This is a genomic window from Secundilactobacillus silagincola (genome assembly GCF_002583405.1).
Taxonomy (GTDB): Bacteria; Bacillota; Bacilli; order Lactobacillales; family Lactobacillaceae; genus Secundilactobacillus; species Secundilactobacillus silagincola.
Window position 1 is genome coordinate 1 of sequence record NZ_BCMJ01000005.1, and the last position, 20,263, is coordinate 20,263.

Consider the following 20,263-nt stretch of genomic DNA (forward strand, 5'->3'; position numbering starts at 1 on the left):
AAAAGCTTCCGTAAGTTTAGGGCAAGAGTACTTTATACCTTGCGTATTAAGACTAAAAAAGTCCTAATCACGAAATAGTGATTAGAACTGATTTAATAAATTTACCAACAACAGTTGTCAAAGAGCCCCGATTAAACGGATGGGCCAGCCTAAAGACATTGCTAATCTATTAGTCTACTTAGCAGCTGATGAATCAGAGTTTGCAACCGGGTCTGAATTCGTCATTGATGGCGGCTTTTTAGCCCAATAATTCAAAAGTGACATCAAAAAAACGCCCGCAATCACGTTAATTGCGGGCGTTTACTTTACTCATTTTTTGGTTTATCTAACGGTTGCCACTTCATCATCTGATCCAAGAAGCGTTTGGCCTTGGGATAAACCCCAATAGTATCTGAATAAATCATATCCAGCGCTCGACGTAAGTGCTGCTTCGTTTCTTCGTGGACACTAATGGTTTTGAGTTTGGTTAAATCTACGGCTGAAAACTGCCGCAAATAATAAATGGTTCGCTGATCTAAATCTAACCGGTTAGGGTCTAAATGCCAATGTGCTTGACACAACAGCCCACCATAAGATTCAGAATAATCAAAGGGCAGATCCGTGCGACCACAAATCACGCACTGCCTTAAGTTGGGTTCTACCCCAAACAAACTCATCATTTGGACTTCGAAGATGTTGGTAATGATGGCTTCATCCAGTCCATCATTAATTAAAGACAGACCGTGAAAAAGCCGTTGATACCAGCCACCAAGCGGTTGGTTATCAGGAATTGCCATATCTAATAACGACATCATATACGTGGCATAGGCATTCTTAGAAATATCCTGAGCGATATTAGTGAAGTTCTCGGTATCCTTGGCCGCATTAATAAACGACAGGCCCGGTTCCCGAATATCGCCAGCGTACACGCCGTAAGTAAATGGCAACAAGTCCGCCGTCATCTTAAAGCCACGTTTTTTGGCACCGCGAATGAAGAACATCCGCTTACCAGCTTCTTCAGTAAAAAATTTAATCAGCATATCTCGTTCACGATACGCCTTTTGATACATGACAATGCCATGAAAATTCATGAGTTGTCCGGCCATTGTATCACCACACTCTAATAATCGTCTTTACGGTACCCATATGATTGTAGCGCTGAAGACTTGTCACGCCAGCCCGGAACGACCTTCACCCAAAGCTCAAGGTAAACCTTATCACCCAACAGGTTCTCAATATCCTGGCGAGCCAGTGTCCCAATCTTCTTTAACATGGAGCCGCCCTTACCAATCAAAATGCCCTTTTGCGTTGGCCGGTCAACGATGATGGTTGCCTGAACATGGATTTTCTGTTCGTTTTGGCGACTCATTTTGTCAACGACCACTGCAACTGAATGGGGAATTTCCTGACGGGTCAACTGGAAGATTTTTTCACGGATCAGTTCAGAAACCACGAACCGTTCTGGGTGATCGGTCACCTGATCATCCGGGTAATACTGTGGCCCATGAGGTAACTTGCCAACTAACTCACTCAGCAGTTCTTCAACGTTGTTACCTTCCAAAGCAGAGATCGGCAGTACTTCTTGCCAGTCTAAAGCATCTTTGTACTGATCGATGACGACTAATAAATCGTCCGGGGTAATTTGATCAATCTTATTAACAACTAAATAAACCGGTTTTTTAACGGTTTTCAGACGGTCAATAATAAAGTTATCACCAGCGCCACGACGTTGTTCCGCATTGACCATCATGATTACAGCGTCTACTTCGTTAAGGGAAGACAAGGCTGACTTCATCATATAGTCCCCTAATTCACTCTTAGGTTTGTGAATCCCTGGTGTATCAATAAAAACGATCTGAGCATCATCCGTAGTGTAGATTCCCTGAATCTTGTTACGGGTGGTTTGCGGCTTATCAGACATGATTGCCACTTTTTGACCCACTACTCGGTTAAGCAAGGTTGATTTACCAACGTTTGGTCGACCAACAATGGCTACGAAACCACTTCGATAATTTGGGTTATCCAAAATAATTCTTCCTCCTATAAATGAACGTGAAATTCCTGCAACAGTTCTGGAATAAAAATCAAACAGCCAATCACCACCGCAAAAAAGGCCGCAATCAAAACGCCGCCGGCAGCAACGTCCTTCGCTTTTTTAGCCTCATCATGGTACTTACGACCAACGATTAAATCAACAATTGATTCCACGACGGTATTCAAGACTTCAGCCACGACCACCACGAAAATGGCTAAGGTGATCCAAAGCCACTCATAGGTCGTCAAATGTAACCAAATCCCCATGATAACAGCGATGACAGCAAAGCTAATGTGTTTACGAAAATTGCGCTCCGTGGACACCAGACTGTATATGCCATCCAAAGCGTGAATCAGCGACTGGAAAAAATTGCGATTTTTATTAACTTGTTTATCGTTTAAGCCCATAAGCGTCGAGTATATCCCTTTGCAGTTTAAACATCACTTTTTCGTCTTCCGGCTCCATGTGGTCGTAACCATTAAGATGGAGAAAACCATGAACAACTAAGAAGCCCAGCTCACGTTCGTAAGAGTGTTCCAGGTATTCGGCTTGCTCGCCCACTTTATCGACGGATACAAAAATATCGCCAATGTTTTCTGGAATCTCCTCTTCCAATTCTTCGTCCATCACGATTGGAAATTCATCATCTTCAGCACTGTCTTCAATGGCGAAGCTGATGACGTCCGTTGCCCGATCAACGCCACGATATTCGCGGTTGATTTCTTGAATCCGATCGTTATTCACAAACGTAACCGACATTTCGGTATTTTCTTTAAGCTTAATGTACTTGCCAGCGTATTCCAGCACATCCTTAACTAGCTGAACATGTTCTTCTGGAACACCGTTTTTAGTTTCATCGTAAATTTCTAAATCCATTTTTTATACTCGTCCTTATTTATTTTCAACTGCTTCATAGGCATTAATGATTGCCGCAACTACTGGGTGTCTGACCACATCATCGGCCGTGAATTGTACAAAATCAATATGGTTCACGTGCTTCAAAATACCGGTTGCCTGCACCAGTCCGCTTTGACTGTGGCGTGGTAAATCGATCTGAGTAATGTCACCATTAACGATCATCTTGGAGCCAAAGCCCAACCGGGTCAAGAACATCTTCATCTGCATGTTGGTGGTGTTTTGGGCTTCATCCAAAATCACAAAAGCGCCATCTAAGGTTCGGCCACGCATGTAGGCTAACGGTGCAATCTCAATCACACCGCGTTCCATTAATCGATTGGTATGCTCCGCGCCAAGAATGGCGTACAAAGCATCATAGATTGGCCGCAGATAAGGATCAACCTTATCCTTTAGGTCACCTGGCAAAAAGCCCAGACTCTCACCTGCTTCAACGGCAGGACGGGTCAAAATGATCTTCTCCACGTCGCCGCGCTTCAAAGCAGCAATCGCCATGACCACAGCCAAGTAGGTTTTACCCGTACCGGCAGGACCAACGCCAAAGGTGATATCGTTGTGTTTAATGGCATCAACGTACTGCCGTTGACCGTAGTTCTTAACCCGAACAGCACGGCCCTTAGCATCCTTGATCAAGGTTTCAGTGTACAGATCCAAGAAGTATTCCAAGGTACCCTTATCCGCCATCTTCATCGCACTGACCACATCAGCACTATTCAGCTGAATACCTTGTTGGATCAGCTTATCCATATTTTTCAAAATGTCCATGCCTTTTTGAACCTGAAACGGCTCACCGGCAACTTTAATGGAATTTCCAAATGGATGAATCGTCACGTTTAGCCCCTCTTCTAAGAGCGAAACGAACTGATCCTGCGCACCCAAAATAGCCACTCCCTGCTCCGGATTTGCTAAGATATATTCTTTTTCAGTTTGCGTATTGTCAGCCAAAAAATATTGACTCCTTTACATTAAAATAGATTTCTTAGACTATTATACGACAAAGCAAACAGAAAAGCTCGAACAAGTGTTACATAAGCGATTAGCCCATTGTTTTTAAATTAAAATGCAGTGTTTTATTTATCAGCTTATAACAAAATTACCACTCCAAATATAGCATCTTTGAGTTATGATATTGCTTAGAATAGGAGGGGATATTTTGAAAATACTTGGGATTCTTGGGGCTCACAAGCAAGATGGCTTGACCGCCACCATGCTGAACACCGTTTTAAACAGTGTACCAGCACCCCACGTCACGGAGACCATTTACTTGGAGGATTATGCATTCCACCCTGATCAAGGGGAACACCGCGACCCGGTCTTAGATCAGCTCACTGACAAACTGTTAGAAAGTGACGTCTGGGTACTCGCTGCACCAACATATTGGGGTGGCCTAGCCGGTAAATTGAAAGATTTTCTAGACTGTATGCGCGGTCGACTGGTGCGTTTTGATCACAAAGGGGGCACGCACCCAGACCGATTCAAAAACAAACATTATCTAAGCATCACCAGCTGTTATGCCGGAACAGTTGAAAACTTTGTCTCTGGTATTACAGATAACACTTTTCGTACCATTGATAAAATTATGTCTGCGGCAGGTCTCATTAAGATCAACGAATTAGTCCTGCCAGGCACCCTGTTTATGAAGCAGGTTCCGGCTGCCAAACTAGCAGCGTGCAAACGATTGGGCAGCAAATTAATCACTAAACCGAAACGAGATGACAATACATTGAAACGTTATATTGAACTATTCTGCATGGTTGCTGTTATGGCCTTTTTAACGATGGGTATCCAGTTTTTATTTCACTTGATTTCTGCTAGTGAATTTTGGCTGGTCTACGTCAGTTTCGTGGTGATTTTCTTTGTGTTGCTGGCCAGTATTTTACATTTCTTTACCGTTGTGAAACATCGGCGTCGCTAATAGATATTGTATACAGCAATAGTCAAAATTGTATATTACAAATAGGCACCTATTTTAGTATGGGTGCTTTTTAATTTGTCACTTCAATAACCTTTCGATGGAGTTCTTCAGTTGCCTTTAAAGGATCAGCAGCTTTCATAATTGCTGAGACAACTGCCACACCATCAACGCCAGCTGGTTTTACCGTTTCCACATTCTCGGCATTTAAGCCCCCAATCGCATACACCGGAATATCTACTGCTTGCTTGATAGCCTTCAACGTATCAACACTGGTTCGAACGGTTTCAACATGGGTAGTCGTAGGGAAAATTGCGCCCACTCCCAGATAATCAGCGCCCTGTTCAACCGCTAACTGAGCTTGATTCAGCGTTTTGGTGGTTGCGCCAATGATGGCATCCGGTCCTAATATCTGTCGTGCCACGTCAACGGGTAAATCTTTTTGACCTAGGTGCACCCCTGCCGCTTTCACTGCCTGTGCTATATCTAGGCGGTCATCAATCAACAGTGGAACGTGGTATTTATCCGTAATCTGTTTAACTGCATATGCCCGTTGGAAATACTGTAAACTAGTCAATTCTTTTTCACGTAATTGAACGAGGTCTACCCCACCCTGACATGCAGCGTCGATTCGGTTCAGAAACGCTTCTTCAGAATAATTTAACGCATCGGTAACTAAATACAGTGGTCGCTTACTGATCTTCATAATGGCCTCCAGATTAACCAAACTTTTAATTCTCGCCAACAGTCTACCGAAAATTTTCGCGGTTGTCACGTGAATATTCTTGCTTGACTTCCACAACGTTCTAGCTTATAAATATAACCAATGAGTCGTTTGACTGACTCAAACTAAAAATTAAATAACGTTAGTTCGTCTGGGGTGCCAATTGGCTGAGATTAAACCCATCGAACCTGATGTAGTTTGTACTACCGAAGGAAGACAACTTTTACTGAATTTATCAGTCCAAAGACCTTCCTGCATGAAAGGTCTTTTTTCGTGCAGGTGCGCCTTGATAAATCGACTTGATGTAACCCCTTCCTCGTAGACAAACGGAAAGGGGCTTTTTTATGGTTACTGTAAACGGCGAGCCATTAGCGGAAGCTGCTGGCAAAAACCTACTCACATTTTTACAACAACGTGAAGCACCCATCGACAACATTGTCGTGGAATTAAATGGGACGATCATCCACCGCCCCGAATACGAGCAGACGTTGATCAAACCAAATGACAAACTGGAACTGATTTCGTTTGTCGGCGGCGGACGCTAAAGGGGGATTGCATATGCCAACCATTCAAGAAATGGCCATTCAGGATGTTTACCAAGGAATGAAAGACCGTAACGTGGCCGATTCCACCGACCGTTTAACCGCGGCACACGTTACCATTGCTGGTGCTGGCGGTTTAGGCTCCAACATTGCCATTGCGTTAGCGCGAATCGGTGTCGGTCATTTAACGTTGATTGATTTCGACCAAGTTGAACTGAGTAATTTAAACCGGCAGCAGTTTAAACTCAGCCAAGTAGGTATGGATAAAGTGACCGCGCTCAAACAAAACTTGCAAGAATTCAACCCCTTCGTCACCATCGATACGCTGGTTCAAAAAGTGGACCATGACAACGTAGCTGAACTCTTTGCCGATGCTGACATTATCTGTGAAGCCTTTGATAATCCGAGCGCCAAAGCCATGTTATTAGACGCCGCCAGTGAATTTTTCCCCGATAAGCCCATGGTTATGGCTACCGGGATGGCTGGTACGCACAGTTCTAATTCCATCGTCACCAAACAAGTTCGCCCTAATCTCTACATCGCTGGTGATGGCACGACTGCTGGTGCAGAAGGCCTCATGGCACCGCGAGTCATGATTGCGGCGGGTCACGAAGCAAATATGATTACCCGTTTAATTTTAGGAGAAACCAATATTTAGGAGGAAATTCTTTATGGCAGAAGATGCAGATTTACTCACCATTGGTGGTCACACGTTCACCTCACGTTTTATTCTCGGATCCGGTAAATATTCTTACGATCTGATTGATTCAGCCATCAACCAGGCTAAGGCGCAAATCATCACCATGGCGTTACGCCGGACGGATTCAGCGGAAGAAAACATTCTCAACTACATTCCTGAAGGGATCACCATTTTACCAAACACTTCAGGCTCAACCAACGCTGAAGAAGCCATTCGTACCGCCCGTTTAGCCCGCGAACTTAGTGGCAGTAACTTTATTAAACTGGAAGTTGTTCCGGATAAAAAATACTTGATGCCAGACAACAACGAAACCGTCAAGGCCACGGAAGTACTTGCTAACGAAGGATTCATCGTCATGCCCTACGTTCTGCCCGATCTAAACGTTGCTCGCCAGTTAGTGGATGCCGGAGCTGCTACGGTGATGCCTTTAGCTGCCCCAATCGGCACCAACAAAGGCTTAGCAACCAAAGATCTGATTCAAATCTTGATCGATGAAATTGATGTTCCGGTGATTATTGATGCCGGGATTGGCCGTCCTAGCGAAGCAGCTGAAGCGATGGAAATGGGTGCCGACGCCATCATGGCTAATACGTCTATGGCCACTGCGCAAAACATTCCACTCATGGCAGAAGCCTTTCGTCTCGGTGTGGAAGCTGGCCGAAAAGCTTATCTAGCTGGTCCTGGCCGGATTATTGAACGCGGTGCCGTGGCGTCATCACCCCTCACTGGCTTAAGCAAATGATTCGTGAAACTAATGAGTGGCTGACTTTTGAACGCCGATTTCAGCAAATCATTCAGCTTTCGAATCACACGGTTGGCCAAAATCGTTTGGTCTATTCACCCAACTGGATAGCAGCACAGTCAGCCTTGATACGATTCGGTCAGCAAATTGGTCTCACCGTCATGGTGGATAACTACGGTAACGTTTATTTAGATTTACCTGGTAAAGATGATCAAGTGATTGCGACTGGTTCGCACATGGATACCGTCATTGATGGCGGTAAATACGATGGCTTATACGGCGTGCTCGGCGGTCTTCAAGCCATTAACGCACTGAAAAATCGTCTGGGAACACCGCAGCACACATTGCGCCTCATTTCCTTTAGCGAAGAAGAAGGTAGCCGTTTCAACATCACTTTCAGCGGTTCTAAATACTACGCCCTTCACCAATCAGTGACGGCCTTAACCGATGCTGACGGGATTAGTTTTGAACAAGCTCGCAGCCAAGCTGTCAAGCAACTGCAGTCACTGCCTAACGTTATTGCTAAACGACCAGCGATTCCAGCTAGCTTTACCGAATTGCATATTGAGCAGGGCCCCAGACTGATCACTAGTCACGACCAGATTGGCTTAGTTTCTGGCATCGTTGGTCAGCGTCGTTGGACGGTCACGGTTCAAGGCGAGTCAAATCACGCTGGAACTACCCCGATGAACGAGCGGCACGATGCACTTCAAGCCGCAGTGACTATGATCTCATCCTTAAATCAGCATGCTCACCAATTGAGCGACAATTTAACCTTTACCGTGGGTCAGCTAAACGTTTCCCCTAATACATCAAACGTGATTCCAGGCACCGTAACGTTTACAATCGATGCTCGTCACGCCGATGACCATGTCTTAGATGTATTTGAACAGTCTATCAATACCACCGAACATCAGTTAGCAGATTCACAAATCAAAGTTCACTTCAAACGTTACGTCAAAGATTCACCAGCAACGTTTGATACAACCCTGCTTTCACAAAATGAGTTGATTGCACAGCAATTAGGACTCACGTCACGGGTCATGACTTCCGGTGCTGGTCATGATAGTTACGTCGTGAATCAAGTGTCACCCACGACGATGATTTTTGTTCCCAGTGAAGGCGGGATCAGTCACGCACCCAATGAATTTACCCAGCCAGCTGATTTAAAGGCCGGCATTGCATTACTAATGGCTAGTCTGCAAGCCCAGGCATACTAGCGATTAAAACACTTTCCGATTAATTAAAAAAGGGACTGAGCAGCCGTCTACACAGCTACTCAGTCCCTTTTTGGAGTCAAATTATTTACTTAACAGTGATTTTACAGTCTTGTTAACAAGACTACCATCAGCTTTACCCTTAAGTTTAGGCATGACAGCGCCCATCACTTTACCGAAGTCAGCCATTGAACTGGCACCAACTTCACTAACCGTATCAGTGACGATTTGCTTAACTTCGTCATCGCTCAGTTGCTTTGGTGCATATTTCTCCACCAGCTTGATCTCAGCATCCAAACCGTCAACTAAATCCTGACGGCCTGCATCAGCAAATTCTTGGCGAGATTCCTTCCGTTGCTTAAGTTCACGGGAAAGTACCGTTAACTCCTCGTCATCGCTTAAATCATGGCCCAGCTTAACCCGTTCGTTGGTTAAAGCTGCTTTGATCATCCGAATAACACTCAAAGCAACTTTGTCACGAGCCTTCATAGCTGTTTTTAAATCTTCTGTAAGCGTGTCTGATAATGACATGTCAAAAAACCTCCTAATATTCATTAATTGGTTCAAATCTCAAAAAAAGACTCCTGTTAAACAGGAGCCCCGCTGCAACTTAGAAACGCTTCTTGTTCTTGCGTTTTCTTGCTGCTTCTGATTTTAATTTCTTTTTAACGCTTGGCTTTTCATAAAACTCACGTTTACGGTATTCTTGTAAAGTACCGCTTTTTGAAACGGTTCGTTTGAAGCGCCGAAGAGCATCGTCAAGAGACTCGTTTTTGCGAACGACTGTCTTTGTCATGTAAATCCCTCCCTCCGAGCTCTAATAGTAACCGATTGAAAATGAACAACAAAAGAAGCCCTTTCCAATAGTTCCTTTTAATTATACCTACCTAATGGCCGAACGTCAATCATTTCAATTAAGTTTTATCATAGAAATTCAAATATCATCTGCAAGTTCGCACCTGTGCTAAAATTAGACTAAATCGAAATTAACGGGGGCTTTATTATGGCTGAAAATTCAGATATCGATATCTTCATTATCTCAGATTCATCCGGTGAAACGGCGTTAACTGTTGCTCAAACTGCAGTAGCACAATTTCCCGACATCCAAGTTAAGTATCAGCGCTTTCCTTTCATTCAAACGGAGTCGATTCTAACTGGTATTTTAAAAATGGCTGCGCGTAAAAAAGCCGTCCTTTACTATACACTGGTTACCCCTACCTTAAGTGAACAGATTTCGCACTTTACGGAGGAGAATCACCTGCAAGCCTTTGATTGCCTTCAACCAGCCATCAAAGCTTTAACCGACAGAACCGGTGTTAAGCCTGCATCCATCCCAAGCATTAATCACAGTTTGACGGACACCTACTTTGATCGTATCGGTGCCATGGAATTCGCTGTGGCCTATGATGACGGTAAAGATCCCACAGGTCTGCTGAAAGCCGATATTGTCATTCTCGGCGTTTCGCGGACTTCCAAAACACCATTATCACTTTTCTTGGCAAATCGTGGGATTAAAGTGGCCAACTTACCGCTATCGCCAACCTCACAACTGCCTGACGAATTATGGAAAGTCGATCCTGCTAAGATTATTGGCTTAACTAACAGTCCCAAAGTTTTACGGCGGATTCGCCAGCAACGCATGATCTCGTATGGCTTACCAGCTGAAAGTGCCTATTCAGACACGGAAAAAATTAAGGCAGAGCTTAAATACGCTGACGAAATTTATAAGAAGATTGGTTGCCTAGTGATCAATGTGTCAAATAAGTCCATCGAGGAAACCGCGACGCTTATTCTGGAAAATTTGAATCTTGAACCTGCAGAAGTTGATACCATCAAAGATTAACTATTCTTCAATAAAGAAGTTGTGACATCAGTCTATATTGATAAAAATTTCATTTGGTTTCTTAACTTAAAGACAATTTAAAGTTTGCTTTTGTTCAATACTTTAATCTAGTCTGAACCTGCGCCACAACTCAGATTCCGGCCATTTAACACAAAACGTATTCCGACAAAGTTCGACGGAATACGTTTTTTTGCGTTAAATTCTGGAATCTATCGAGTTGTGTCACACTCTCTTAATCGTCAAAACTAAGACTGGTATCAAACGGTTTTTGAGCCAACACGTCCGCCTCAATATTTGGATTGAAGACCTGTCGCTTTAGCATCTCTACCTCGTAGCCATATGGCGCAAATTTATGCTTCTTGTCAACGGCCACCCATGGTGTTTCCATCACCTTGGGGACGTTTTCCAAGCTTGGGTGATGCGCAACAGCGTTCAAAGCATCAAAGCCAATGGTCCCGTTACCCAATAATTCATGACGGTCTTTGTGACTGCCTTGAGGATTCTTTGAATCATTCAAATGAATGACCTGCAAACGATCCAGGCCGATAACATCGTCAAACTGTTTCAGTACACCATCAAAGTCATTTTTAATGTCATATCCAGCATCACTGGTGTGACAGGTATCGAAACAAACGGAAAGCTTATCATTGTCGGTCACCTGATCGATAATTGACGCTAACTGTTCGAAGGTAATTCCCACTTCAGTCCCCTTGCCAGCCATGGTTTCCAGCGCGATTTTGACCTTTTGATCCGGTTCAATAATTTCGTTTAAGCCCTTGGCAATTTGTGCAATGGCCGCTTCCGGTCCCGCGCCAACGTGGGCACCCGGATGGAGGACAATCTGAGTTGCACCAATGGCTTCTGCCCGTTTAACCTCTTCTCGCAGAAATTGAACGGCAAAGGGATAATTTTCAGGTTTAACCGTGTTCCCTAAATTAACGACGTATGGCGCGTGAACTACGATTTGCTGTAGCCCGTGATCCTTCATAAAGGCGTGACCGGCCTCAATGTTCAGTTCATCAATGGGCTTGCGACGCGTATTTTGCGGTGCTCCGGTATAAACCATGAACACATTTTCACCATAACTTGCCGCTTCTTTGGCTGAACCAAGCAGCATCTCTTTGCCCTTCATACTTACGTGTGAACCAATTAATAACGTCATTTTTTAATTCCCCCTAAAATCACTTCGGCAACTTTCTGCGAAGCTGCCCCATCTTCCCACTCACAATATTTCGCGTTAAAGCCAGCCAATTGGGAACGGTAGTCAGGAAAGTCCCCCTGTTTAGCAAACTGAGCCACGTACGCATCAAAGTCCGCTTCAGTAGTGGCCAATGGTCCGGGAATCTCAGCTTGGTAATTAAAGTAAAACCCTCTCAGCTGATCGCGATAATGCTCTAAATCATAGGCATAAAACAACATTGGCCGGTTGAGGTTGGCGAAATCAAACATGACTGAGGAATAATCGGTAATCATCAAATCGGTAATCAAATAAAGATTAGCAATATCCTCATCCGCAATGATTTTTACCCGATCCTCAAACCCCTTAATATCAATGTGATCCTTCACCAAATAGTGTGGTCTCAACACCAACACAGTATTGTCCTCAACCTGTTCAAAAAAGCGTTGCAGGCTAAACGGCAGTTCAAAGTGATACTGGCCGGTTTGAATGGCATCATCATCCCGCCAAGTCGGTGCGTAAGTAATGACGGTTGCGTTGGCATCACCCACTAATCGCTGCTTCAACTGTTGAATCGCTGCTGGCGTATTTTGACGATACAGCACATCGTTTCTGGGATAACCAATATCCAAAAACTGATTGTGAAACTGAAAGGCCGACCGAAAAATTTGCTTAGAATAGTCATTTGGCGCAATCAGATAGTCCCAACGCGCAGCTTCACGAGTAAACTGACGATAGTAGTCCGCCGTTTTCGTCCCCGGAATCGCAACGTGCTCAATGTCCACACCTAAATGCTTCAATGGTGTACCATGCCAGGTTTGAATGTAAACCGTCCCTTTATTCTTGCACCACCAGTTTGGCAGTCTGGAATTCAAGACCCAAAAACCAGCATGAGCCATGAGCCAAACCCATTTAAACGAAAACCGTTTCACTAACTGAATATCTGGGTACTTCGCGTGCAACTCACGATAGCGACGTGGTTTAACCCCAAAATAAGCGGTCTTTTTTAACTCCGGACGATCAGCAACCAGCTGGTGATAAATTGCTGCCGGATTATCGTTAACATCGTTACCATTAAAACTTTCAAACATGATCAGATCTTTTTTTGCCGGGATACAAATAAACCCATCGTTTAAAACGATGAGTCCATAGCGAATCACGATTTTTAGACCTTTGACGACTTGATTTTTAAGTCCAGCCATTTTCACCGTAATTCCTCCTTGTTTATTTACTAAATTAAGTCAACGAAACGTGAACGGAACTTGTAGTGCAAGTGTGAGCCGACTAATAAGAAGAACAAAACAATTAGCCAGAACTCAATGGTCAACGTCGGCCGCTGCCAGAACCAGCCTTGCCCTAACATGGCTTCCCGGAAACCAGAAACCACGTAGAAGAACGGGTTCAACTGTAAAAGTCGGGTGACAACTGGTGGAAAACTGCCGGTTTCGAAGTTAAACAGCACACCAGAAATATAGAACAACATCCGCATTACTGACTGCAACAACACGTGATAGTCCCGAATCAAGATTGACACTGCTGAGTTAAAAATCCCAAAGGCAATCAAGAACATGATCATGCAGAAGAAGTAGTAGATCCATTCAATCCAGTAAATGCTTGGTCGGATACCGTAAATCAACCCAACCACGATTGACACCACTAACATCGTCCAAAACGAACTTAAATTCGACACGATCTTAATCGATGGCAAGGCAGAAACCGGAAACTTCATCTTAGAAACCATGCTGACACGTTGATAGATACTCTTAGACGCATCCAACGTCGCCCGGTTCATGAAGAACCAAGGAGTGATTCCGATAACCATCCATGGTAAGTAATCAACACCGCTGCTTTGACCGTGCTTAAGGCCAACACCGAACACTAGCCAGTAAATACAGATCTGAATCAGTGGGTATAAGTACTCCCAAACTAAGCCCAAATAATGGCTTTGATAACTGGCACGATCTTCGTATTTTGAAATCCGGAAAATCATACCTAAACTCTCAAATTGTTCCTTAAATAAGGTTACGACCTCTTTCAAAGGTTAACACTCCTTTACGCCACTTATTTTGCTAAATAGTGACAGTAATATTCCACAACCCGTTGGGTCGCATGACCATCATTATAGGTATTCCAATGATGGTTAAACCTGGTAAAATCAGTTTGACTATCAGCTAAAATAGCTGCCTTTAGTTCAGATGGCGTCCGCAAAGGTGCTGACGGTAACCACTTTAAAAAGTGGGGTTGAATGCCAGGGTTTTGCTGGTATTCTTCTAAATCAGACATATAGAAAAGCAGGCTATGAGCGTGTGGCAGCAAACTATAATCGAAAGCAATGGACGAATAGTCAGTGATCAACGTCTCCGTTACCATCAGCAGATCTGTGGTTGACAGCTGCGGATAAAAGCGGACTTGATGCGTCGTCGATTGACTGAAGCGCTGTTCGTACTTTTGCAGCAACGGGTGAAGCTTAATCACTACCACCGCGTTCGGATCTGCCACCAGTGCGTCTTTCAGTTCTGGCGTCAATTCAAACGTCATCGAATCCCGATACGTCGGTGCGTATAAAATCACCCGATGCTTGGTCAGCCCTGGAGCTAACCGGTTGATTCGATTCAGCGCGCCCTGTTGCCACTTAGTTGAAAAGAACCGGTCAGACCGCGGGTAACCCATGAGCTTCATCCGTGACCGCGGCACGCGATAACTGTCCTGAAAAACGGTGCCCATGGCGTCTGACGCCACTACGTAGTCATCAAACTGATCGTACACTCGCTGGAAACGACGCTGATCAGCTTTCGAGCGGTGACTGGTTTTGGGATCGCCCCAGCCAAAACGCTTGATAGCCCCATTAGCATGCCATAGCTGAACGATCTTGGCATGACGCGGATGCAATAACCCGCCTAAAAACGCATAATAATTATCGCAGAAAATCAGCCGTGAAGACATGATCACCGGAATCCCCGTAAAAACAAAATGCAAGTTATCACGAAACGGGATCACTTTCACACCGTAAGCTGCGAGTTGTGTTGCTTCTACCTCAACGTCAGGTCGATAAAACACGACCAACTGCTGATCTTCAGGTAATTTATCAGCCAGAGCTAGTATAAACTTCAAATTATTGCCGAAACTCATCAGGTAAATAACTGAATGAACCCTGCTTCGCTTAAAGAAGTTCAGCACAGATATCAACCGGACCAGCCAAATATAAATGACTTTCACAGCAGACCACCAATTCTATTTTTTCCTGTGTTACGCCACCGAACAACCGGCGTCGCAACGCACAACATGGTATTATACCACATTCATATTTTAAGTAACTGGCTTTTATGAGAATTTAAGAATTTGTCCAAGAACGGGCATGACATCAATCTACTTTGCCGTGATCTGCCACTGATTTCTTAAGTTCAAAACGGTTAAAAACGTAAATAATGCCTATTCCCGCAACGTTCACCGGAATAGGCATTATTCACGTTAGATCCTAGAATTCGCCGAGCTGTGTCACACTCTCTCACAACTTCGGTTCATAAAAATGACCCAAAACTTTATAAATTTCTGAAACACTGACAAAAGCACTAGAATCAGCTTCGTCCATAGCTTCCTCTAAATCGGACATTTCATAACGCGAGATAACGGTGAACAGGATGGTTTTCGTGTCGTGATGATACGCACCTTCCGCATCGTGGACAATCGTGATTCCACGCCGAATATGATTTTGAATAGAATCAATCACCGTTTTCGGCCGGTCCGTAATGATCATGACCTGCATTAACTGCTGACGAGTATACGTCATGTCCATGACTCTGGCGTTGACCACTAACCCAATAGCGGAATAAAACGCGTGAGGCCAGCCATACAGGAACCCGGCCGCTAAAATGATCAGTGAATTAAAGGCAATGTTAATGGTTCCAATAGAACGCCCTGTCTTACGGCGGATTACAATGCCTAAAATATCCAGCCCACCGGTTGAGATCCCGTTTTTCAGAGCTAAACCAGTCCCGAAGCCGTTCACAGCGCCACCAAATAACGCGCAAATAATCGGATCAGTAGTCAAATGAACCGGATGCAGCATTTTAATCATTAAACTGGCCAGAAAGACCGTGATCACCGTGTACATAGTGAAATTATGACTAATTTGCCGCCAAGCTAGCACGAACAATGGCACGTTCAGTAAAAACAGCCCCACTGCCGTGGAAATTACAAACGTCAGGTGCCGTTCGGTTAACGTGGTCACAATTTGGGCTAACCCGGTAATTCCAGAGGAATAAATGTGTCCCGGTGTCCAGAAGAAGTTCATGGCTATTGAAACCAAAATGCCGTATATAAATGCAGTAGAAATTTTCCCAATTGATTGATGGCGTTTGACTAAACGCTGTACATCATCCATAACAAACCCTCTTATCCAATCGTAGGTTACTATCAGTATCTTAGCATAGCATACCTTTTCCTACCGCACAGCATTCTTTTCATTTTCTAAGAACTAGTTCATTTAGTTTCTGATTTTTGCCAATGCTGATTAACAAATTTTTTCCGTCCTCCCGCTTCTTCCATGGCAAAACGTTCAGGATTCTTGCGGTAAAATTCTTGGTGTTCTTCTTCTGCTTCATAGAAAGGTTTCGCGTCCTCAATTTGAGTGACGATTGGGTCGTCAAACTGATTGCTGTCTATCAAAGCTTGACGAGACTTCTCAGCAATCTGCCGTTGATAGTCATCCTTAACAAAAATTACTGGCCGGTAATTATCCCCGCGATCCTGGAACTGCCCCATAGCATCCGTTGGATCAGTCTGCTGCCAATAAATTTGAACCAGTTTCTCGTATGATATCACTTCAGGATCAAAGGTGATTTTAACGGCTTCCGTATGTCCCGTGGTGTGACTTTTAACCTGTTCATACGTGGGATTGGCCACGTGACCGCCAGTATAACCAGAAACCACTTTTTCAATTCCCAGCTGGGTGTCAAATGGCTTCACCATGCACCAGAAACAGCCACCGGCAAAAATTGCGGTCTCAAAATGTTTCGTTTGTTCACTCATTTATTTCACCTCTAAATTTAATGAAACAAGTATAAAGCACTTAGTAGTAGGAAACAAGTAAATCGCACACTATCAAGTTAGCAAGTCCAAATTTAATTTTAAATTGGTACTTTACAAATAATAAAATAACGGGTAAGATACCCTTAAATTAAAAAATGATTAAAGCAATGACGAGCAAGAGTAAACTTTTTCTCATTTTTAGAGAGTCTGCGTTTGGTGCAAGCAGGTAGTGAGACAAGTTGAAAGTAGGCTTTGAGCTGTAGATGCGATGTTTGAGTGTCTACTGGGTGCCCCCGTTATCAAGGCCAGCGAATACGATTTGATCGTGCTCGCTAAGGTTACTTATGTAACGACGACAAGGTGGTACCGCGCATTGTAAAGCGCCCTTCGAAGATTTAACTTCGAAGGGCGCTTTTCTCATTTTATTTTAATTTACTATCTGATCAGGAGGAATGCTATATGACAGCATCTTTGATTCACACACTTACTTCCATGGACCAACCGATTATCCCGGCGGCTGGCGATGGCCAAACCATGACTTTATTAAGCCAATCAAGCTTTCCCGCAATCTTTTTGGATGGGACGTTAACCACCCAGACCCTCTTGGCTGAAAACAATCAGGGGTTATTGACCCTATCGGAATACGCCAAGTTTTGCCGTGACATGCAGCTCAAAAAAACGTCACCGCTCATATACGATCTGCAATCCGGCTTTGGTAGTCCACTGAACACCTACTACGCAGCTCAAGAGTTGGAACGTTCGGGTGCGGATACCATCATCTTAAATGATCAGACTTATCCCTCACATTCACTTAACCGGCCGACCACTACCACCCCCGCTGACTTACTTGGGAAAGCCAAAGCTGCCCAAGATGGTTTAGAAAACGACGCCACCGAGTTATGGATCAAGTTAGAGGGTATCTGGGATTACGGTACCAAGGGCATTTTACAGCGTATCCATTATCTAGCCAACATTGGTGCTGATGCCATTATCATCGACCACTACACTGATGACCAGTTAAATACCATTATCGCCGCAACGCCAGAGTTACCTACCATCGCAACTTGGACACCGAATACCCCGCATAACTCTGGTATCACCGCTTGGCTAGATACTGGCTGCCTGGCACGTCAAGCGCAGCAGGCTCGCCAGCAAGCACTCACTGAATTAAAGAAAGGAGCGATCGCATATGCTGAAAAATGATCGCATGCGTCAACAATTTAAAACCGATGTTATGAGTGGCCACATTGTCCGAATGATGGTTGCGCCAGATGCCCTAGCTGCTAAAATTGCTCAATCTTGTGGCGCCAAAGCCGTCTTTAGCGCTGGTTATGCCACCAGCGCATCAGCCTTAGCCATGCCAGATCGTGGCATCAGCGACTTTGGCTTCGCCCTTGAGCGTTGCCGAGAAATTATTAACGCCGTCGACATTCCCGTTTTCGCCGACGCAGACACCGGCTACGGTGATTTAGATAACGTCAAACGAACCGTGGAATGTTATGAAGCCATTGGTGCTGCCGGCATCTTCATTGAAGATCAAGTTTGGCCAAAACGTTGCGGTCACATGGATGGCAAAAAGGTGGAACCGACTGAAGTACTTGAAGCTAAAATCAAAGCTGCCAAGGCTGCCCGAAAACACGATGATTTCTTGATCATGTCACGGACTGACGCTCGCGCCGTTTACGGGTTAGATGACGCTATTGAACGTAGCAGGCGCTACAAGGCAGCTGGCGCGGACCTGATCTTTATTGAAGCTCCACAAAGCAGTGAGGAATTGGAAAAAATCCACGAAGCCTTTCCTGATACGCCAATGATGGCCAACATGATCGAGGATGGCAAGACCCCGCTGACAAAAACGGAAGATCTGGAACGACTCGGTTTCAACATCGTGGTTCACCCCAACGCTATGACGTACACGCAAACCTACGCCGAAGAGCAACTAGTTAAAACGTTGCAACGGGATGGCACCACTAAAGCTTACAAAGATCACATGATCACTTTCCCCAAATTCAACGAGTTTGTTGGCTTAGATAAAGTCAATGCTAGAGACGCCATGTACGCACCAGAAAAGATGGCGCAATTCATGACTGACTAACAGTATTCATAATAATAGGAGGAACCGCCAATGGAAGCATCTGCAATGAATCTAGAAACCCAACTCAACACAGCAAAAGAAACCCCACTATTCTATAAAGTTTTCGGTTTAGCGGGTGCCGGCATCATGTTAGATGCCGCCGACGTTTATATAGCAGGCGCGATTAACGGCGCCATTACCAGCTCCGGATTTGCGAGTATCCAACAGGGCTCGATGTTTCTCTCAAGCGGCTTTCTGGGTCTCTTCTTAGGATCCCTGCTGGCTGGTTATATCGGCGACTTTTACGGCCGGAAGAAGTCTTATCAATATAACCTCCTCTTATTTGGAGTTTTCACCCTACTTTCAACCTTTGCACCGAACATCATTATCCTGACCATTTTCCGTTTTCTAGCCGCAACTGGTCTGGGTGCAGAAATTGTTACCAGTTACGCCATCGTCAATGAATTCGCCCCGATCAAGCGCCGTGGTCACTGGTCAGGTATGACCGCCATCGTTGCTAACAGTGGTGCCCCCATTACCCTGCTGATTGCCACCTTCATGATTCCAAAGTTTGGCTGGCGCTCGATGTTCTTATTAATCGGTATCCTCGCTTTGATCCTGTGGTTCGCCCGTCGTCATTTCCCCGAATCACCCCGTTGGTTACTTTCTAAAGGTCGCACCGAAGAAGCTAACGCCATCATCAAGCAACTCACCACTCGCGGCTTGTACGAAGAAGGCGAGCTTCAAGATAAAAATGAAATCATTAGCCACATTAGTTTCGCAAAAGGGTTGTTCATTGCCATCATCGCCGTTAGTGCTACCCTACTTTGCCAATACACCTTTACCACTTGGGTACCAACTTTGCTCCTCAAACGAGGCATCAGTATCGTTAGTTCGATTGGCTTCTCAGCCATCATGATGATTGGTGCGCCAATCGGCTCAGCCATCGGTGCAGGTTTAGTTGACCGTGCCGGTCGGAAAAAAGTTATCATTCCTGGTTTCATTGCCGTAGCTCTGTTAGGTATCGCTTACGCTTACGAAACCACCACTTTAGGCATTATCATCAACGGCTTCTTACTCACGGTGACCCTTTACATCCTGGTTGCAACCGTTGTTAGTATCTATACCAACGAATTGTTTGAAACCAGCCACCGGTTCCGTGGTGCCGGTATCGCTAATGGTATCTCAAAATTATTGAACGTTTTGATGCCAACACTGGTTGCTTTCATCATCACCAGTTCATCACCCTCATTCTTGTACTATGGCATTGCAGCAATCGCGATTGTTGCAGCCATCATCATCGCCTTCTTTGGTCCAGAAACGGATCAAAAAGCGATCAAATAATGAGTGATTACATTTAAAAAGCTGCATTCTC

General features: G+C 44.6%; 23 protein-coding genes, 1 pseudogene, 1 riboswitch and 1 other annotated feature. Of the genes and pseudogenes, 10 read left to right on the top strand and 14 right to left on the bottom strand.

Annotated elements, in window-relative coordinates; all coding sequences use genetic code 11:
• Window positions 1-103: 103 nt before the first annotated feature.
• Window positions 104-250: pseudogene (locus tag CES82_RS06975) on the top strand (SDR family oxidoreductase); the annotation flags it as partial.
• Between the two features lie 55 nt (window positions 251-305).
• On the opposite strand, the gene recO reads toward CES82_RS06975, so the two are convergent.
• The 5 genes from recO to CES82_RS07000 are packed head-to-tail and all read right to left on the bottom strand — an operon-like array spanning window position 306 to window position 3,874.
• On the bottom strand, window positions 306-1,085 hold the full coding sequence (gene recO, locus CES82_RS06980; RefSeq protein ID WP_098824840.1) for a DNA repair protein RecO: 780 nt from the start codon (window positions 1,083-1,085) through the stop codon (window positions 306-308).
• A 14-nt stretch (window positions 1,086-1,099) separates the two neighbouring features.
• On the bottom strand, window positions 1,100-2,005 hold the full coding sequence (gene era, locus CES82_RS06985; protein ID WP_098824841.1) for a GTPase Era: 906 nt from the start codon (window positions 2,003-2,005) through the stop codon (window positions 1,100-1,102).
• 14 nt (window positions 2,006-2,019) lie between these two features.
• Window positions 2,020-2,421, bottom strand: coding sequence for a diacylglycerol kinase family protein (locus CES82_RS06990; RefSeq protein ID WP_098824844.1), 402 nt, complete (start codon window positions 2,419-2,421; stop codon window positions 2,020-2,022).
• Entirely contained in the window at window positions 2,405-2,890 is a 486-nt protein-coding gene (gene ybeY / locus CES82_RS06995; protein ID WP_098824846.1) for an rRNA maturation RNase YbeY, read from the bottom strand. Before ybeY ends, CES82_RS06990 begins: the two co-directional genes overlap by 17 nt.
• A 15-nt stretch (window positions 2,891-2,905) precedes the next feature.
• Window positions 2,906-3,874, bottom strand: coding sequence for a PhoH family protein (locus CES82_RS07000; protein ID WP_098824848.1), 969 nt, complete (start codon window positions 3,872-3,874; stop codon window positions 2,906-2,908).
• A gap of 208 nt (window positions 3,875-4,082) precedes the next feature.
• Between CES82_RS07000 and CES82_RS07005 the strand changes: the two genes are divergently transcribed.
• Window positions 4,083-4,844 (top strand): flavodoxin family protein, encoded by a 762-nt coding sequence (locus tag CES82_RS07005; RefSeq protein WP_098824850.1) that lies wholly within the window; start codon window positions 4,083-4,085, stop codon window positions 4,842-4,844.
• Window positions 4,845-4,914: 70 nt separating this feature from the next.
• Here CES82_RS07005 and thiE read toward each other — a convergent pair whose 3' ends face one another.
• Window positions 4,915-5,547, bottom strand: a complete 633-nt coding sequence (gene thiE, locus CES82_RS07010) for a thiamine phosphate synthase (protein WP_098824852.1) — start codon at window positions 5,545-5,547, stop codon at window positions 4,915-4,917.
• Window positions 5,548-5,707: 160 nt separating this feature from the next.
• Window positions 5,708-5,797, top strand: a riboswitch (TPP riboswitch).
• 112 nt (window positions 5,798-5,909) lie between these two features.
• On the opposite strand from thiE, the gene thiS reads away from it, so the two are divergent.
• Genes thiS through CES82_RS07030 form a run of 4 tightly spaced genes read left to right on the top strand, consistent with a single transcriptional unit; the run spans window position 5,910 to window position 8,769 of the window.
• The gene (thiS, locus tag CES82_RS07015; protein ID WP_098824854.1) at window positions 5,910-6,110 is read left to right on the top strand and encodes a sulfur carrier protein ThiS; all 201 of its coding nucleotides are present in this window, start codon (window positions 5,910-5,912) and stop codon (window positions 6,108-6,110) included.
• A gap of 13 nt (window positions 6,111-6,123) precedes the next feature.
• Complete coding sequence (gene thiF / locus CES82_RS07020) at window positions 6,124-6,765, top strand: sulfur carrier protein ThiS adenylyltransferase ThiF (RefSeq protein ID WP_098824856.1); 642 nt, start codon at window positions 6,124-6,126, stop codon at window positions 6,763-6,765.
• A gap of 13 nt (window positions 6,766-6,778) precedes the next feature.
• Window positions 6,779-7,549 (top strand): thiazole synthase, encoded by a 771-nt coding sequence (locus CES82_RS07025; protein WP_098824858.1) that lies wholly within the window; start codon window positions 6,779-6,781, stop codon window positions 7,547-7,549.
• Window positions 7,546-8,769 (top strand): M20 family metallo-hydrolase, encoded by a 1,224-nt coding sequence (locus CES82_RS07030; protein WP_098824860.1) that lies wholly within the window; start codon window positions 7,546-7,548, stop codon window positions 8,767-8,769. The genes CES82_RS07025 and CES82_RS07030 overlap by 4 nt, the downstream gene beginning before the upstream one ends.
• An 81-nt stretch (window positions 8,770-8,850) precedes the next feature.
• Here the strand turns inward: CES82_RS07030 and CES82_RS07035 are convergent, their stop codons facing one another.
• A complete protein-coding gene (locus CES82_RS07035) occupies window positions 8,851-9,297 on the bottom strand; it encodes a GatB/YqeY domain-containing protein (RefSeq protein ID WP_098824862.1) in 447 nt (148 codons plus the stop codon).
• A 79-nt stretch (window positions 9,298-9,376) separates the two neighbouring features.
• The gene (gene rpsU / locus CES82_RS07040) at window positions 9,377-9,562 is read right to left on the bottom strand and encodes a 30S ribosomal protein S21 (RefSeq protein WP_054655423.1); all 186 of its coding nucleotides are present in this window, start codon (window positions 9,560-9,562) and stop codon (window positions 9,377-9,379) included.
• Window positions 9,563-9,769: 207 nt separating this feature from the next.
• Here rpsU and CES82_RS07045 point away from each other — a divergent pair, with 207 nt between their 5' ends.
• Entirely contained in the window at window positions 9,770-10,609 is an 840-nt protein-coding gene (locus CES82_RS07045; RefSeq protein WP_098824864.1) for a pyruvate, water dikinase regulatory protein, read from the top strand.
• A gap of 232 nt (window positions 10,610-10,841) precedes the next feature.
• On the opposite strand, the gene CES82_RS07050 is transcribed toward CES82_RS07045, so the two are convergent.
• The 6 genes from CES82_RS07050 to msrA form a co-directional block, all read right to left on the bottom strand.
• Entirely contained in the window at window positions 10,842-11,771 is a 930-nt protein-coding gene (locus CES82_RS07050; protein ID WP_098824866.1) for a deoxyribonuclease IV, read from the bottom strand.
• Complete coding sequence (locus tag CES82_RS07055) at window positions 11,768-12,988, bottom strand: CDP-glycerol glycerophosphotransferase family protein (RefSeq protein ID WP_098825198.1); 1,221 nt, start codon at window positions 12,986-12,988, stop codon at window positions 11,768-11,770. The genes CES82_RS07050 and CES82_RS07055 overlap by 4 nt, the downstream gene beginning before the upstream one ends.
• Before the next feature lie 29 nt (window positions 12,989-13,017).
• A complete protein-coding gene (locus tag CES82_RS07060; protein ID WP_098824867.1) occupies window positions 13,018-13,824 on the bottom strand; it encodes an ABC transporter permease in 807 nt (268 codons plus the stop codon).
• Window positions 13,825-13,847: 23 nt separating this feature from the next.
• Window positions 13,848-15,002, bottom strand: coding sequence for a CDP-glycerol glycerophosphotransferase family protein (locus CES82_RS07065; protein WP_225364867.1), 1,155 nt, complete (start codon window positions 15,000-15,002; stop codon window positions 13,848-13,850).
• 289 nt (window positions 15,003-15,291) lie between these two features.
• Window positions 15,292-16,167, bottom strand: coding sequence for a YitT family protein (locus CES82_RS07070; RefSeq protein WP_098824869.1), 876 nt, complete (start codon window positions 16,165-16,167; stop codon window positions 15,292-15,294).
• Window positions 16,168-16,265: 98 nt separating this feature from the next.
• On the bottom strand, window positions 16,266-16,814 hold the full coding sequence (msrA, locus tag CES82_RS07075) for a peptide-methionine (S)-S-oxide reductase MsrA (RefSeq protein WP_098824871.1): 549 nt from the start codon (window positions 16,812-16,814) through the stop codon (window positions 16,266-16,268).
• A gap of 158 nt (window positions 16,815-16,972) precedes the next feature.
• Window positions 16,973-17,205, top strand: a binding site (T-box leader).
• Window positions 17,206-17,273: 68 nt separating this feature from the next.
• Here msrA and CES82_RS07080 point away from each other — a divergent pair.
• Genes CES82_RS07080 through CES82_RS07090 form a run of 3 tightly spaced genes read left to right on the top strand, consistent with a single transcriptional unit; the run spans window position 17,274 to window position 20,232 of the window.
• Window positions 17,274-18,017, top strand: a complete 744-nt coding sequence (locus tag CES82_RS07080) for an isocitrate lyase/phosphoenolpyruvate mutase family protein (RefSeq protein WP_098824873.1) — start codon at window positions 17,274-17,276, stop codon at window positions 18,015-18,017.
• Window positions 18,004-18,909: an isocitrate lyase/PEP mutase family protein gene (locus CES82_RS07085; protein ID WP_180245691.1), complete on the top strand. Its 906-nt coding sequence runs from the start codon at window positions 18,004-18,006 to the stop codon at window positions 18,907-18,909. The genes CES82_RS07080 and CES82_RS07085 overlap by 14 nt, the downstream gene beginning before the upstream one ends.
• 30 nt (window positions 18,910-18,939) lie before the next feature.
• Window positions 18,940-20,232 carry an MFS transporter gene (locus CES82_RS07090; RefSeq protein WP_098824875.1) on the top strand — a complete coding sequence of 431 codons (1,293 nt, stop codon included), beginning with the start codon at window positions 18,940-18,942 and terminating at the stop codon, window positions 20,230-20,232.
• Window positions 20,233-20,263 lie beyond the last annotated feature (31 nt).

Excerpts from the sequence above, each read along its gene's own strand:
- CES82_RS07055 (WP_098825198.1), bottom strand. The coding sequence starts at position 12,988 with ATGGCTGGACTTAAAAATCAAGTCGTCAAAGGTCTAAAAATCGTGATT.
- CES82_RS07090 (WP_098824875.1), top strand. The coding sequence starts at position 18,940 with ATGGAAGCATCTGCAATGAATCTAGAAACCCAACTCAACACAGCAAAA.
- thiS (WP_098824854.1), top strand. The coding sequence starts at position 5,910 with ATGGTTACTGTAAACGGCGAGCCATTAGCGGAAGCTGCTGGCAAAAAC.
- CES82_RS07045 (WP_098824864.1), top strand. The coding sequence starts at position 9,770 with ATGGCTGAAAATTCAGATATCGATATCTTCATTATCTCAGATTCATCC.
- msrA (WP_098824871.1), bottom strand. The coding sequence starts at position 16,814 with ATGAGTGAACAAACGAAACATTTTGAGACCGCAATTTTTGCCGGTGGC.
- thiF (WP_098824856.1), top strand. The coding sequence starts at position 6,124 with ATGCCAACCATTCAAGAAATGGCCATTCAGGATGTTTACCAAGGAATG.
- thiE (WP_098824852.1), bottom strand. The coding sequence starts at position 5,547 with ATGAAGATCAGTAAGCGACCACTGTATTTAGTTACCGATGCGTTAAAT.
- ybeY (WP_098824846.1), bottom strand. The coding sequence starts at position 2,890 with ATGGATTTAGAAATTTACGATGAAACTAAAAACGGTGTTCCAGAAGAA.
- CES82_RS07035 (WP_098824862.1), bottom strand. The coding sequence starts at position 9,297 with ATGTCATTATCAGACACGCTTACAGAAGATTTAAAAACAGCTATGAAG.
- CES82_RS07085 (WP_180245691.1), top strand. The coding sequence starts at position 18,004 with ATGCTGAAAAATGATCGCATGCGTCAACAATTTAAAACCGATGTTATG.
- CES82_RS07050 (WP_098824866.1), bottom strand. The coding sequence starts at position 11,771 with ATGACGTTATTAATTGGTTCACACGTAAGTATGAAGGGCAAAGAGATG.
- CES82_RS07025 (WP_098824858.1), top strand. The coding sequence starts at position 6,779 with ATGGCAGAAGATGCAGATTTACTCACCATTGGTGGTCACACGTTCACC.
- recO (WP_098824840.1), bottom strand. The coding sequence starts at position 1,085 with ATGGCCGGACAACTCATGAATTTTCATGGCATTGTCATGTATCAAAAG.
- rpsU (WP_054655423.1), bottom strand. The coding sequence starts at position 9,562 with ATGACAAAGACAGTCGTTCGCAAAAACGAGTCTCTTGACGATGCTCTT.
- CES82_RS07030 (WP_098824860.1), top strand. The coding sequence starts at position 7,546 with ATGATTCGTGAAACTAATGAGTGGCTGACTTTTGAACGCCGATTTCAG.
- CES82_RS06990 (WP_098824844.1), bottom strand. The coding sequence starts at position 2,421 with ATGGGCTTAAACGATAAACAAGTTAATAAAAATCGCAATTTTTTCCAG.
- CES82_RS07080 (WP_098824873.1), top strand. The coding sequence starts at position 17,274 with ATGACAGCATCTTTGATTCACACACTTACTTCCATGGACCAACCGATT.
- CES82_RS07070 (WP_098824869.1), bottom strand. The coding sequence starts at position 16,167 with ATGGATGATGTACAGCGTTTAGTCAAACGCCATCAATCAATTGGGAAA.